Below are 12,923 nucleotides of genomic sequence, written 5' to 3'. Positions count from 1 at the left end.
AATGGCCGCCACGAAAAAACACAGGGCAGGCTCGAGGCCTGCCCTGTGTTCGGTTACGTACATCGGCGGGCCATGGATCGGCCCGCGCAGGCGCCTTACTTCTGCGCGTAACGACGACGGAAGCGGTCGACGCGACCACCCTGGTCGATGGTCTTCTGCTTGCCGGTGTAGAACGGGTGCGAATGGCTGGAGATATCCACCTTGATCAGCGGGTACTCGTTGCCGTCTTCCCACTTGACGGTTTCCTTCGCGGCGATCGTCGAGCGCGTCAGGAACGCGAAATCGGACGAAAGGTCCTGGAACACCACGGGGCGGTAGTTCGGATGGATATCGGGCTTCATGACAGGCTCAAAGCTGCGGGTGAAAAGAGCGGTATTGTACTCAGCAGGCACGCGCGGGGTCAACCTTGGATGCCGAGCGCCCGCCGCACCATGGCGGCAAAGCGCCCGGCATCGATCTCCAGCGCGATGTTCGCATTGGCCGGGCGCTTGAGCCGGCCGGCCCAGTCGACCACGGTGGCGCCACGGGTCAGGCGGCCATCGAGCTCCACCGCGACGTGACGCCGCTCGCTGCGGACGACGATGGACGGATCGATCGCCACCGCCATGGCCAGCGCGTCCGCGGCGATCACCCCACTGCGGTCGTTCTGGCGGTTGTATGCCCGCGCCGTGCCGAACACCTGCGCGAAGAACCGGGCCCGCTCGTCGCCCGCGGCCAGCCAGCGATCGAACTCGGCATCGTCGAAGGCGTAACGGAGCGTCGCCTCCCAGTCGACCAGGTCGAACTCCGGGAAGGCCTCGAACACCACGTGGGCGGCTTCGGGATCGAAACCGACGTTGAACTCGGCCGGCACCTTGCCGGTATTGCCGTGACCGGTGACCGCGCCACCCATCACCACCAGCCGCTTCACGCGATCGGGAAGCGTCGGATCCAGCCTGAGAGCCAGCGCCACGTTGGTCAGCGGCGCCAGCGCCACCAGGGTGAGCTCGCCAGGCCGCTCGCGGGTCATGCGCAGGAGCGCCAGGGCCGCGGACTCGCCCTCCACCGCCGCCTGCGGCTCCGGGAACCCGACGTCGCCGAACCCGTCGCTGCCATGGACGAAGGCGGCATCCTCTTCCGGCCGGCGCACCAGCGGACTGGAGCAACCGGCGAACACGGGAGTGCGGGCACCGACCAGATCGACCAGGGTTCGCGCGTTGCGCACGGTGTGGCCCAGCCCGACGTTGCCTGCAGCGACGCTCAACCCGGCTACATCGGCATGGGCATGCGCCATCAGGATCGCCAGTGCGTCGTCGACGCCCGGATCGGTATCAATCAGCAGGTGCGGTCTACTCATCAGCCATCACGTCGATCGGTTCAAGCGGCCTAGCTTACGCGGGTCGCGGGAGACCGGACAACGCGAGCCGGGTCAGGCATGGGCGTAGCGCGCGGCGCCGCCCACCCAGCGCTCGATCAGCCGCTCGGCAGACTGCGGATGCTCGCGCAGCATCACCTCCCCGACCGACTGGACCGCAGTGAGCAGATGCGCGTCGCGCGTGAGGTCGGCGATGCGGAAGGCGAGCTGACCCGTCTGGCGCGTACCGAGCACCTCGCCGGGGCCTCGCAGCTCCAGGTCCTTCTCGGCGATGCGGAAGCCGTCGTTGGTGTCGCGCATCACCTGCAGGCGCTCCTGCGCCAACGCACCGATCGGCGGCTGGTACAGCAGCACGCAGTTGGAGGCCACCGCGCCACGGCCGACCCGGCCGCGCAACTGGTGCAACTGGGCCAGGCCCAGCCGCTCGCTGTTCTCGATCACCATCAGGCTGGCATTGGGCACGTCCACGCCGACCTCGATCACCGTTGTGGCCACCAGCACGGCCAGGTCGCCAGCCTTGAAGGCGTCCATCACCGCCTGCTTGTCCTTCGGCTTCATCCGGCCGTGGATCAGGCCGACCTGCCGGTCCAGCAACGCCGCCACCAGTTCGGCGTGCGCCACCTCGGCGGCCTGTGCCCGCAGCTGCTCGGACTCCTCGATCAGCGTGCAGACCCAGTACACCTGCCGCCCCTCGCGGCAGGCATGGGCGATGCGCTCGATCACCTCGCCGCGACGCGCATTGGAGATCGCCACCGTCTGCACCGGCGTGCGCCCCGGCGGCAGCTCGTCGATCGAGGAAACGTCGAGGTCGGCGTAGGCGCTCATCGCCAGCGTGCGCGGGATCGGCGTGGCCGTCAGCACGAGCTGGTGCGGCACCTGCTCGCCCTCCAGCCCTTTGTCGCGCAGCGCCAGTCGCTGGTGCACGCCGAAGCGGTGCTGCTCATCAACGATCACCAGGCCCAGCCGACCGAACAGCACACCCTCCTGCATCAGCGCATGGGTGCCGATCACCACCGGCGCGCCTTCGGCGACGCGGGCGAGCGTCTTCTGCCGGGCCTTGCCCTGCACCTTGCCGGCCAACCACTCCACCGCGACACCGAGCGGCTCCAGCCAATGCCGGAAATTGCGCAGGTGCTGCTCGGCGAGCAGCTCGGTGGGTGCCATCAGGGCTACCTGGTAACCCGATTCCACCGCCGCCAGCGCCGCCAGCGCCGCCACCACGGTCTTGCCGGAGCCGACGTCCCCCTGCACCAGCCGCAGCATCGGCCTAGCCCGGGCGAGGTCCGCCGCAACCTCGCGCGCCACCCGCTGCTGCGCGCCGGTCGGACGGAACGGCAGCGCGGCGAGGAAGCGTGCGACCAGCACCCCGTCGCCGACCAGCGCCGGCGCGCGCCGCCTGCGCACGGCCGCGCGCAGGCGCTTGAGGCTCAGATGCTGGGTCAGCAGCTCCTCGAAGGCCAGCCGTTGCTGCGAGGGATGATGACCGAGGGTGAGCTGGCCGAGGTGGGCGTCGGCCGGCGGCCGATGCACGTACAGCAGCGCCTCGCGCAGCGAGGTCAGTCCATGTTCGGCGCACAGCGCCGGCGGGATCAGTTCCAGCGCCTCGTCGCCGGGCAGCAGCGCCAGCGCCTTGCCGATCACCCCGGCCAGTCGTCGCGTACCCAGGCCCTCGGTGGTGGGGTAGATCGGATCGAGCAGCTCGTCGAGCACCAGCGGGGCATTGCCGGCCAGCCGCTCGTACTGCGGATGCACCATCTCCAGCCCCTGCGGTCCGAGGCGCACCTCGCCGTAGCAGAGCAGGCGCGTGCCCGGCTTGAGCAGGTCGGCCTGCGCGCGATGGAAATGGAAGAAGCGCAGCAGCAGGTTCTGCCGCGAGTCGTCGCTCACCGCGACCTTCAGCTGGGGCCGGTAGCGGAAGCCGCGCTCCACCGCCTCCACCACCGCATCGACCTGCACGCGGTCTCCCGGGCGCAGGTCGGCGATGGGCGTCACCCGGGTGCGGTCCTCGTAGCGCAGCGGCAGGTGGAACCAGAGATCCTGCACCCGCTCCAGGCCCAGCCGCGCCAGCGATTCGGCCAGCGCCGGACCGACGCCGGGCAGGGTCGTGAGCGGACGGAGCCCCGCGGGCTCGGCGGCGGGAGCGGGAGTCGTTCGGGAACGGGCAGCCATCCCGCCAAGCCTAGCCGAGGCGGCGGCCCCGCCGCACCGGCGCGGGAGCGCACCGGCGTGGGCGGTGGCCGCGGCGACGGATCAGTCGAGCACCATTACCGCGTCGACTTCGACTTGGGCCTCCTTCGGCAGCGCCGAGACCTCGATCGTCGAACGCGCGGGATACGGCGCCTCGAAATACTCGGCCATCACCGCATTGACCTCGGCGAAATGCGCCAGATCGGTGACATAGATGCCCACGCGCACGATCTGCGCCAGCGAGCCACCGGCCGCGGCCGCCACGGCGGTGAGGTTGTCGAACACGCGACGGGTCTGCGTGCGGATGTCGCCGTGCACCAGCGCGCCGGTCGCCGGGTCCAGCGGGATCTGCCCGGAAAAATACACGGTGTTCCCGGCGCGCACGGCCTGCGAGTAGGGGCCGATGGCGGCGGGCGCCTGGTCGGTGGCGATGATGCTGCGGGGCATGGGACACCTCGGTTTCGGGGGAAGGATCGCGGAGCGCCGCATCGTGCGACGTCCGCCCCTTCCGGGGCAAGCGCCGGTCAGAGCGGGTAGCGATGCGCCGCGCTGACCACGCCGGTGCGCCGCACGCGGCGGATCACCTCGGCGAGGTGACGGCGGCTCTTCACTTCCATGGTGAACAGCAGCGTGGCGGCCGCCGCGTCGCGCTCGACGTATTCCACGTTCTCGATGTTGGAGTCGGCGTCGGCGATCGCCGAGGCCACCGTGGCCAGCACGCCAGGACGGTTGATGACCTCGATGCGCAGCTCGGCGCGGTAGTCGCCCTGCACGTCGCGGTCCCATTCGATCGATACGCGGCGCTCCGGCTGCTTGCGCAGCTCGGCCACGTTGGGGCATTCCTCGCGATGCACCACGATGCCCTTGCCGGCGGACAGGTAACCGACGATCTCGTCGCCGGGCAGCGGATGGCAGCAGTTGGCGAAGCTCAGTACGCCGCGCTCGGCGCCGGTGATGCGGATCTTCTCGCTGCTCGGCGCCGTCGTCGCCACGGTGCGGGCCGCCTTCTTGCCCCGCGCCGCCACCAGCTGGGCAGCCACCACGTCAGGCATGCGGTTGCCCAGCGCGATGTCGGCCAGCAGCTCCTCCAGCCGATGCAGCTTGGCCTCGGCGAGGAAGCGGTCGAGCACGGCGGGCGCGATGCCATCGAGACTGGAACCGAGCGCGTCGAGCGCGCGATCCAGCATGCGGTGGCCGAAATCGACCGCGTCCTCGTGCTGCAGGTGCTTGAGGAACTGACGGATCGCCGTGCGCGCCTTGCCCGTCACCACCGACTCCAGCCAGGCCGGATTGGGCACGGCCGACGGCGCAGTGATGATCTCCACCAGCTGTCCGGACTCCAGCCGCGTACGCAGCGGCACCAGCTTCTTGTCCACGCGCGCGGCCACGGCGTGATGGCCGACATCGGTATGCACCGCGTAGGCGAAATCCAGCGCGGTGGCATTGCGCGGCAGCGACAGGATGTCGCCGCGCGGCGTGAACAGGTAGACCTCGTCCGGGAACAGGTCGATCTTGACGTTCTCGATGAACTCGCTCGACGACGCCGTGTTGGCCTGGCTGTCGGCCAGCGCGGAAAGCCACTCGCGGGCGCGCGCCTGGGCACTGTTGGCCGGACCGGAGTCGGTCTTGTAGGCCCAGTGGGCGGCGACACCTCGCTCGGCCACCGAATCCATCTCGGCTGTGCGGATCTGCACCTCGATCGGTGCACCGAACGGCCCCAGCAGCACGGTATGCAGCGACTGGTAGCCGTTGGCCTTGGGGATCGCGATGAAATCCTTGAAGCGCCGATCCACCGGCTTGTACAGCGTGTGCACCGCGCCCAGCGCCATGTAGCAGCGCATGGCGGTATCGACCACCACGCGGAAACCGTACACGTCCATCAGCTGGGCGAACGTCTTGTGCTCGCTGCGCATCTTCGAATAGATGCTCCACGGCGACTTGATGCGGCCGACCACGCGGGCCTCGATGTGCTCGGAGGCGAGGCGCTGGGTGAGCGCCGCCTCGATCTTGCCCATCGCCTCGCGCCGGTTTCCAAGTGCCGCCCGGATGCGCTCGCTGATCACCCGGTAACGATCCGGATGCAGGCCGCGGAAACCCAGGTCCTGCAGCTCGGCCTTGAACTTGTTCATGCCCAGCCGCTGGGCGATCGGCGCGTAGATCTCCAGCGTCTCGCGCGAGATCCGCCGACGCGAGGAGGTGTCCTTCGCCCCCAGCGTGCGCATGTTGTGCAGACGGTCGGCCAGCTTGATCAGGATTACCCGGATGTCGCGGGCCATCGCCAGCAGCATCTTGCGGAAACTCTCCGCGTCGGCCTCCTGGCGGCTGCCGAATTTCATCTTGTCCAGCTTGGTGACGCCGTCGACCAGTTCGGCGACGGTCTCGCCGAACTCGGCCGCCAGTTCGATGCGGCTGAGCTGGGTGTCTTCCAGCGTGTCGTGCAGGATCGCGGCGATGATGGTTTCGGCATCCAGCCCCAACTCGGCCAGGATGCCGGCCACGGCGACCGGATGAGTGATATAGGGCTCGCCACTCTTGCGCGCCTGCCCGGCATGCGCATGCGCACCTACCCGGAAGGCGCGAACCACGCGCTCGGTCTGGTCTTCAGGGAGGTAGGCGAGGCGGTCTTTGAGTGCCAGGACATAGTCCGGCAGCGCCGCGTCCTGCGAAGGATCCGTCGCGGCGACGGGTGCGGGAATGCGCTGCCCGCTCAGACAGTCACCCCGCGCGGGGCAACCGGACGGCAGCAGGCACTGCCACGAGGATCGGTGACTTCCGCCACCGATCCCATGCAGCGCATGGCGCCGTCGGAGCTCATGCTCAGTCGTCCCCGCCCTTGGAGAGATCGTCGTCCACTTCGGCGGCGGCCCACTCCAGCGCCTCGCGCTCGGCGCGCTCGCGCTCGGCACGGTCGATCTCGTCGATGGTGGCCTGGTCGATGCGGCGATCGGCGATCTCGCGCAGCGCCAGCACGGTGGGCTTGTCATGATCCGGATTGACGGCCGGCTCGGCGCCCTTGGACAGCTGGCGGGCGCGCTTGGTCGCCATCAGCACCAGCTCGAAACGGTTGTCGACCACCTCAAGGCAGTCTTCCACGGTAATGCGTGCCATGCGAAATCCTCAGGCGGTAAAGCAACTTGGAAGGTCGTTCAGTGTATCCAGCGTAGGCTTTGCTGGCAATGCGCCAACCCGTATCATGCCCGGTTGGTCTGCCGCCGATTCAGGACGAAAGCGCGGCGAAACGCGTGCATATTATAAAACCGAGAAGTACACTTAATTTTCCCACGGCACCGCAACGGATTACTCACCGATGCCTTTCCCCCACGTTCCATCCTGGCTGCGCCGGGTCGCTGCGCTCGGCCTGGTTTCCTTGCTCGCCGGGTGCGCCATCGCCAAGCCGCGTACCGACGACCCGCTCGAGAAGGTCAACCGCAAGGTCTATGCGTTCAACGATGCCGTGGACCAGGCGGTGATCCGCCCGGTCGCGGTGGGCTACCGCAAGATCACCAATCCGCCGGTGCGTCGCTCGGTCAGCGATTTCTTCACCAACCTGCGCCAGCCGGTCACCGTGGCCAATGACCTGCTGCAGGCCCGCCCCAAGCAGGCGCTGCAGAGCACCGGGCGATTTCTGGTCAACCTCACCCTGGGCATCGGCGGCCTGTTCGATCCGGCCAGCTCGCTTGGCCTGCCGCTTCAGGAAACCGATTTCGGCGTGACCCTGGCCCGCTGGGGGGTGCCTGAGGGCGACTACATCGTGCTGCCGTTCCTCGGCCCCTCCACGGTGCGCGACGTCTGGCAGGTGCCGGTGGATGGCTACTTCTTCGACCCGCTGACGATCTACGCGCGCAACCACAGCTATCACTACGGCCAGCAGTACATCCCGCAGCTGGTCTACCTGGTGAACCTGCGCTCGCGCGCCTTCGACGCGGAAAGCTTCCTCAAGTCCGCCTACGACCCCTATGTATTTGTGCGTGACGCCTATCGTCAGCGCCGGCTGTACAAGATCTACGACGGCAATCCGCCGGCCAGCGTGATCGATCAGATGCAGGGGCTCGACCAGCAGGGCTTCGATCCCGACGAGCTGCTGCAGGAACAGCATCACTGGGAGAACAAGCACCCGAAGCAGGCCGACCAGGGCGACCCGCCCGGCAGCCACTGACCCCCTCCCTGCCCCGGAGATGAAAAAGGCCCCTTTACGGGGCCTTTTTCGCAGGTCGCCTCCGGCGACTCAGCCCGCCGCCAGCAGCGACTCCACCTCGCACGCCTGGGCCAGCCGCCGCATGCCGGCCGGCAGTCCCCTTACCCGCAACGACTGCCCGTGCTTCCCCGCCTCGGACAGCACCGCCAGCACGCAGGCCAGGCCGGCGCTGTCGCTGCGTTCCACCGCGGAAAGATCGAGCACCTGCGCGGGAGCCCTGGCCAACCGCTCGCGCAGGGAACGCCAGGCGGCATTGGCCGTATCGAAGGTCAGCACGCCGCGGACGGCGAGCGTGCCGTCTGCGAGGTCCTCGAGCTGGCAGCCGACCGTCGTCACGGGGCCTTTGCCTTGCTGTCCTGCTCCATCGACTTGAGGGCGTCTTCGCCGCGCGTCTCCAGGTTGGTGATCAGCTTGTCGATGCCGACCTTGCGGATCTCCGCATCCACCTGGTTGCGGTAGTTGGTGATGTAGGAGATGCCCTCGATGATTACGTCGTAGGCCTTCCACTCACCGCTGCGGGTTTTGCGGAACGCGTAGTCGACGGCGACCTTCTTGCCGTCCTCCAGCACCACCTGGGTACGCACCACGGTGCGCTTGTTGTTGAGGTCGCCGTTGAACGGCAGCACCACCACCGCACCCTTGGTGTAGTTCAGCAGCCCCTCCGCGTAGCGGTTGGTGATCGAGTTGTAGAACGCCTTGGCGAAGCGCTCGCGCTGCTCCGGCGTGGCCTCGCGCGCATGCTGACCGAGCACCAGGATCGAGGCGTAGTCGATGTCGAAGTGCGGCAGGAAAATATCATCGATCACGCCGATGAGCTTTTCCTTGTTGTTCTTCAGCTCGTCGCGGTGGCCGGCGATGGTGGTGTCCAGATCGTGCGCGATGGTCTGCACGACCTGCTCCGGGGTCTGCTGCGCGGATGCCGCCGGGGCGGGATCCTGCGCCAGCGCCGGAGTGGCGAGCGCGGCACCGAAGGTCAGTGCCAGGGCTAGGGCGATGGGACGCAACATGGGGAAACTCCAGGGGGAGGAAATTCGGGAAACCATCACTTGGCGTCGGACGACTTGCCGCCGCTCTTGTCGCCCGGCGAGCCGTTGACGAGGAACTTGCCGATCAGGTCCTCCAGCTGCATGGCGGACTGGGTGAGGATCATCTCGTCACCGTCCTTGAGCATGTCGGGCGAGCCGCCGGGCTGGATCGCAACGTACTGGCTGCCGATCAAACCGCTGGTGAACACCGCCGCCGAGGAATCGTCGGGGATCTGGTCGTACTTCTTGTCGATGGACAGGGTCACCAGCGCGTCGAGCTTGACCGGGTCGGCCTGTACCGACTTGACGCTGCCGATCGCCACGCCGGCCATCTTCACCGGGGCGCCGGGCGACAACGCGCCGACGTTGGTGAATCGGGCTTTCACCGCGTAGGTGCCGCCCAGGTCGTCGGCCGCCGCACCGGCACCGAAGAACTTGCTCAGCATCGCCTCCAGCGGCTCGGTGGATTTGCTCAGGGCGAGCCGGCTGCCGTCCTTCACGTAGTGCTTGGCGCTGCCGTACTGCAACCCCACGTACTGGTCACCCAGCAGTCCGCTGGTATAGATGGTGGCGACCGAGTCGACCGGGATCTGGCCGTACTTCCTGTCGATCGACAGCGTGACATCCGCCACCTCCTTGCCGGGCTCCAGCGCGATCGACTGGACCTGACCGACCCGCACGCCCGCCACCTTCACCGGCGCGCGCTCCTTGAGCTGGCCGATGTTGGCGAACTGGGTGGTGACGTCATAGCTGGGGCCCTGGCTGACGTTGGCCACCGAGGTGGTCTGCGTGGCGAGGTAGGCCAGTGCGGCAAAGCCGAGCACGATGAACAGGCCGGTGCCGACGGCATAGGATTTTCGCTGGGTCACGGCACGATCCTCAGAGCGGAAGAGACGGAAGAAATCAAGGAAATCACATCAGGAAAGCGGTGAGCACGAAGTCCAGCGCCAGGATGGCGATGGACGAGGCGACCACGGTACGGGTGGTGGCGTAGGCCACGCCCTCGCTGGTCGGCGGCGTGGTGTAACCCTGAAATACGGCGATCAGCGAGACCACGGCGCCGAACGCCACGCTCTTGTAGACGATGCCGTTGACCACGTCCTTCCAGACGTCGACGTTGGCGGTCATGTTCGACCAGAAGGTGCCGTTATCGATGCCCAGCCAGGTCACTCCGACCAGATGACCACCGAAGATGCCCAGCGCGCAGAACACGCTGCACAGCAGCGGCATGGCGATCAGTCCGGCGAGGAACCGCGGCGCGACGACGTAGGCGATCGGGTCGACCGCCATCATCTCCATCGCGGCGATCTGGTCGGTGGCGCGCATCAGGCCGATCTCGGCGGTGATCGAGGTGCCGGCGCGCCCGGCGAACAGCAGCGCGGTCACCACCGGTCCCAGCTCGCGGTAGATCGCGATCGCCACCACCGTGCCGCTGGCGGCGGTACCGCCGAAAATCGATAGCACGTAGTACAGCTGCAGGCCCAGCACCATGCCGACGAACAGGCCGCAGGTCATGATGATGGTCAGGCTCATCGCGCCGACGAACCACAGCTGGCGCACCGTCTCGCGGCCGTAGCGGAAGCTGCGCGGCACCGACTTGAGGATGGTCAGCAGGAACAGGCCGCAGTTGCCGATCTGCGCCAGGGCCTCGGCCACCATGTTGCGTTGGGTCTGCGCGCTCATGCCTGGCTCCGCGGAAAGCCCAGCGACTGGGCGTAGTCGCCGGCCGGGTACTGGAACGGCACCGGGCCGTCGGCCTCGCCGCCGAAGAACTGCCGCGTCCACGGCGAGCCGTCGTCGGCGATCGTCTTCGGATCGCCCTGCGCCACCACCTTGCCGTTGGCGATCAGGTAGATGTGGTCGGCGACCTGCTTGATCGCGTCCAGCTCGTGCGCCACCAGCACGCTGGTGATGCCGAGCGTGTCGTTGAGCGTGCGGATCAGCTTCAGCACCTGGTTCAGCGCGATCGGATCCAGGCCGACGAACGGTTCGTCATAAAGGATCAGCATCGGGTCGAACACGATCGCCCGCGCAAGCGCCACGCGCCGCGCCATGCCACCGGAGAGCTCGCTGGGCATCAGCGCCGCGGCGCCACGCAAACCCACCGCCTGCAGCTTCAGCAGCACCACGTTGCGGATCAGCTCTTCCGACAGATCGGTGTGCTGGCGCAGCGGGAAGGCGACGTTCTCGAACACATCGAAGTCGGTCAACAGCGCCGAGTTCTGGAACAGGTAGCCGATCTGTTCGCGCAGCTTGAACAGCTGGCCGCGCGACAGCTCGCCGACATCCTGCCCATTGACCAGCACCTGCCCGGCATCGCCGGCCATCTGGCCAGTGATGTGCTTGAGCAGGGTGGTCTTGCCGGTACCGCTGGGCCCCATGATGGCAGTGATGCGGCCACGCGGGATGTCCATGTCCAGCGCGTCGAAAATGGTCTTGCCGCTGAGCACCGTGGTCAGGCCGCGGACGCTTACCAGCGGCTCGGCATCGGTGATCGGGCGTACGGGATCGGTCATCGGGAAGGGGTGCGACGAAAGAAGGACAAGGTAGCCGAAGCGGGGCTCCCGCGCCATTGCACGGGAGCCTGCGAGAGACCGCCGGATGCAACGCAAGTTTCTGCTGCCACGGGAAAATCCCGCCGGGCCGGGAATCCGGGCTCAAGGCGCCAGCAAGGCGTCGATCAGGGCCGGGTGCCGCGCCCACTGCAGCGGGCTACGCAGGCGTACCGCGTGCACGATCGCCTGCAGATCGTCCAGCGCATCCTCGAAGCGGTCGTTGACCACGATGTAGTCGAATTCGTGCGCGTGGGCGATCTCCTCGCGCGAGTTGTGCAGGCGGCGCTCGATCACTTCCGGCGCATCCGACCCGCGCCCGCGCAACCGTCGCTCAAGTTCGGGCCGCGACGGCGGCAGGATGAAGACGCTGACACAATCGGGCTTGGCCGCGCGGATCTGCCGCGCGCCCTGCCAGTCGATCTCCAGCAGCACGTCGCGCGACTGCGCCAGCAGGCCATCGACGGTGGTGCGCGAGGTGCCGTAGAGATTGCCGTGCACCTCGGCATGCTCGAGGAAGATGCCCTCGGCCACCTCGCGCTCGAACTCGGCGCGCTCGACGAAGTAGTAGTGCCTGCCGTATTCCTCACCAGGCCTCGGCGGGCGCGTGGTGTGCGAGATCGACAACGAGATCGCCGGCTCGCGTTCGAGCAACGCGTTGACCAGGGTCGACTTGCCCGCGCCCGAGGGCGCGGCCACCACGAAGAGGGTTCCTGCCGCCGGCGTGCTCATTCGATGTTCTGCACCTGTTCGCGCATCTGTTCGATCAGCACCTTCAGCTCGACCGCGGCGTTGGTGCTGCGGGAGTCCACCGACTTGGAGCCCAGCGTATTGGCCTCCCGATTGAACTCCTGCATCAGGAAGTCCAGCCGGCGCCCCACCGGTTCGGCCAGGCCCAGCACGCGGCGGGCCTCGGCGATGTGGGTAGTGAGCCGGTCCAGCTCCTCGTCGACGTCGGCACGGGTGATCTGCAGCACCAGCTCCTGCTCCAGCCGGCCCGGGTCGGCCGGCTGCTTGAGCTCGGCCAGCCGCGACTCCAGCCGCGCGCGCAGCGCGGCGCGGATCTCCGGCATCCAGCCGCGCACGTCGGCCACCACCCGTTCGATCGCGTCCAGCCGCTCGCGCAGCATGTCGGCGGTCTTGGCGCCTTCGCGCTCGCGGGTCGCCGCCAGGGCGTCCAGCGCGCGGTCGAGCACGGCGAACAGCGCCTCCTGCAACGCATCGTTGTCCACATCGGCGCGGTCGAGCAGCCCCGGGAAACGCAGCAGCTCGGTGAACTCCACCTGCATCGTCGGGAACCGCGGCTGCAGCTCGCGTGCCAGCTCGGTCAGGCGGGCCAGCATGCCTTCGTTGAGCTGCAGCGCATCGTTGCGGCCCTCGCCGCGCAGGCGCACGGTGAGATCGAGCTTGCCGCGCGACAGCCGGGCCGCGACCCGCTCGCGCAGCAGCGGCTCGAAACCCCGCAGCTCTTCCGGCAAACGAGGGCTGATCTCCAGGTAGCGATGGTTGACCGTGCGCAGCTCGCAGCTGAGCGGGCCGGTGGGGCCCGCCAGTTCGGCCGAGGCGTAGGCAGTCATGCTGCGGATCATGGAAACCCTTGCGGCGGTGCC

The 12,923-nt window shown here is 68.0% G+C and carries 14 protein-coding genes; 1 reads left to right on the top strand and 13 read right to left on the bottom strand.

What is annotated here, in order from left to right; all coding sequences use genetic code 11:
- Nucleotides 1–95: 95 nt before the first annotated feature.
- The 6 genes from NC595_RS19700 to rpoZ all read right to left on the bottom strand — a co-directional run bounded on the left by NC595_RS19700 (nt 96) and on the right by rpoZ (nt 6,649).
- Nucleotides 96–341: a type B 50S ribosomal protein L31 gene (locus tag NC595_RS19700; RefSeq protein ID WP_063672985.1), complete on the bottom strand. Its 246-nt coding sequence runs from the start codon at nt 339–341 to the stop codon at nt 96–98.
- Between the two features lie 59 nt (nt 342–400).
- Nucleotides 401–1,336 carry a nucleoside hydrolase gene (locus NC595_RS19695; protein ID WP_253569080.1) on the bottom strand — a complete coding sequence of 312 codons (936 nt, stop codon included), beginning with the start codon at nt 1,334–1,336 and terminating at the stop codon, nt 401–403.
- 72 nt (nt 1,337–1,408) lie between these two features.
- Complete coding sequence (gene recG / locus NC595_RS19690) at nt 1,409–3,523, bottom strand: ATP-dependent DNA helicase RecG (protein WP_253569079.1); 2,115 nt, start codon at nt 3,521–3,523, stop codon at nt 1,409–1,411.
- Between the two features lie 81 nt (nt 3,524–3,604).
- Nucleotides 3,605–3,988, bottom strand: coding sequence for a RidA family protein (locus NC595_RS19685; protein ID WP_253569078.1), 384 nt, complete (start codon nt 3,986–3,988; stop codon nt 3,605–3,607).
- A gap of 77 nt (nt 3,989–4,065) precedes the next feature.
- Nucleotides 4,066–6,237, bottom strand: coding sequence for a RelA/SpoT family protein (locus NC595_RS19680; RefSeq protein ID WP_425493176.1), 2,172 nt, complete (start codon nt 6,235–6,237; stop codon nt 4,066–4,068).
- A 121-nt stretch (nt 6,238–6,358) separates the two neighbouring features.
- Nucleotides 6,359–6,649, bottom strand: a complete 291-nt coding sequence (gene rpoZ / locus NC595_RS19675; RefSeq protein ID WP_017463453.1) for a DNA-directed RNA polymerase subunit omega — start codon at nt 6,647–6,649, stop codon at nt 6,359–6,361.
- A 199-nt stretch (nt 6,650–6,848) separates the two neighbouring features.
- Here rpoZ and NC595_RS19670 point away from each other — a divergent pair, with 199 nt between their 5' ends.
- Nucleotides 6,849–7,697 (top strand): MlaA family lipoprotein, encoded by an 849-nt coding sequence (locus NC595_RS19670; RefSeq protein WP_253569077.1) that lies wholly within the window; start codon nt 6,849–6,851, stop codon nt 7,695–7,697.
- 69 nt (nt 7,698–7,766) lie between these two features.
- On the opposite strand, the gene NC595_RS19665 is transcribed toward NC595_RS19670, so the two are convergent.
- From NC595_RS19665 to NC595_RS19635, 7 genes are all read right to left on the bottom strand, one after another.
- Nucleotides 7,767–8,072, bottom strand: coding sequence for an STAS domain-containing protein (locus NC595_RS19665; protein WP_253569076.1), 306 nt, complete (start codon nt 8,070–8,072; stop codon nt 7,767–7,769).
- Nucleotides 8,069–8,743 carry an MlaC/ttg2D family ABC transporter substrate-binding protein gene (locus NC595_RS19660; RefSeq protein ID WP_017463456.1) on the bottom strand — a complete coding sequence of 225 codons (675 nt, stop codon included), beginning with the start codon at nt 8,741–8,743 and terminating at the stop codon, nt 8,069–8,071. Before NC595_RS19660 ends, NC595_RS19665 begins: the two co-directional genes overlap by 4 nt.
- A 35-nt stretch (nt 8,744–8,778) precedes the next feature.
- Nucleotides 8,779–9,630, bottom strand: coding sequence for an outer membrane lipid asymmetry maintenance protein MlaD (gene mlaD / locus NC595_RS19655; RefSeq protein ID WP_253569075.1), 852 nt, complete (start codon nt 9,628–9,630; stop codon nt 8,779–8,781).
- A gap of 43 nt (nt 9,631–9,673) precedes the next feature.
- Nucleotides 9,674–10,444, bottom strand: coding sequence for a lipid asymmetry maintenance ABC transporter permease subunit MlaE (mlaE, locus tag NC595_RS19650; protein ID WP_063672993.1), 771 nt, complete (start codon nt 10,442–10,444; stop codon nt 9,674–9,676).
- Nucleotides 10,441–11,277 (bottom strand): ABC transporter ATP-binding protein, encoded by an 837-nt coding sequence (locus NC595_RS19645; protein ID WP_253569074.1) that lies wholly within the window; start codon nt 11,275–11,277, stop codon nt 10,441–10,443. The genes mlaE and NC595_RS19645 overlap by 4 nt, the downstream gene beginning before the upstream one ends.
- 141 nt (nt 11,278–11,418) lie before the next feature.
- On the bottom strand, nt 11,419–12,045 hold the full coding sequence (gene gmk, locus NC595_RS19640) for a guanylate kinase (protein ID WP_253569073.1): 627 nt from the start codon (nt 12,043–12,045) through the stop codon (nt 11,419–11,421).
- Nucleotides 12,042–12,902, bottom strand: coding sequence for a YicC/YloC family endoribonuclease (locus tag NC595_RS19635; protein ID WP_253569072.1), 861 nt, complete (start codon nt 12,900–12,902; stop codon nt 12,042–12,044). The genes gmk and NC595_RS19635 overlap by 4 nt, the downstream gene beginning before the upstream one ends.
- Nucleotides 12,903–12,923 lie beyond the last annotated feature (21 nt).

The sequence above is a fragment of the Dyella lutea genome (assembly GCF_024158035.1).
GTDB classification, from domain to species: Bacteria; Pseudomonadota; Gammaproteobacteria; order Xanthomonadales; family Rhodanobacteraceae; genus Dyella_A; species Dyella_A lutea.
Note: the sequence above shows the minus strand (reverse complement) of the source record. Positions and strands in the feature narration are given on the sequence as shown.

Coding starts and splice junctions, on each gene's coding strand:
- NC595_RS19645 (WP_253569074.1), bottom strand. CDS start 11,277: ATGACCGATCCCGTACGCCCGATCACCGATGCCGAGCCGCTGGTAAGC.
- NC595_RS19685 (WP_253569078.1), bottom strand. CDS start 3,988: ATGCCCCGCAGCATCATCGCCACCGACCAGGCGCCCGCCGCCATCGGC.
- rpoZ (WP_017463453.1), bottom strand. CDS start 6,649: ATGGCACGCATTACCGTGGAAGACTGCCTTGAGGTGGTCGACAACCGT.
- recG (WP_253569079.1), bottom strand. CDS start 3,523: ATGGCTGCCCGTTCCCGAACGACTCCCGCTCCCGCCGCCGAGCCCGCG.
- NC595_RS19695 (WP_253569080.1), bottom strand. CDS start 1,336: ATGAGTAGACCGCACCTGCTGATTGATACCGATCCGGGCGTCGACGAC.
- NC595_RS19670 (WP_253569077.1), top strand. CDS start 6,849: ATGCCTTTCCCCCACGTTCCATCCTGGCTGCGCCGGGTCGCTGCGCTC.
- gmk (WP_253569073.1), bottom strand. CDS start 12,045: ATGAGCACGCCGGCGGCAGGAACCCTCTTCGTGGTGGCCGCGCCCTCG.
- NC595_RS19700 (WP_063672985.1), bottom strand. CDS start 341: ATGAAGCCCGATATCCATCCGAACTACCGCCCCGTGGTGTTCCAGGAC.
- NC595_RS19660 (WP_017463456.1), bottom strand. CDS start 8,743: ATGTTGCGTCCCATCGCCCTAGCCCTGGCACTGACCTTCGGTGCCGCG.
- NC595_RS19635 (WP_253569072.1), bottom strand. CDS start 12,902: ATGATCCGCAGCATGACTGCCTACGCCTCGGCCGAACTGGCGGGCCCC.
- mlaE (WP_063672993.1), bottom strand. CDS start 10,444: ATGAGCGCGCAGACCCAACGCAACATGGTGGCCGAGGCCCTGGCGCAG.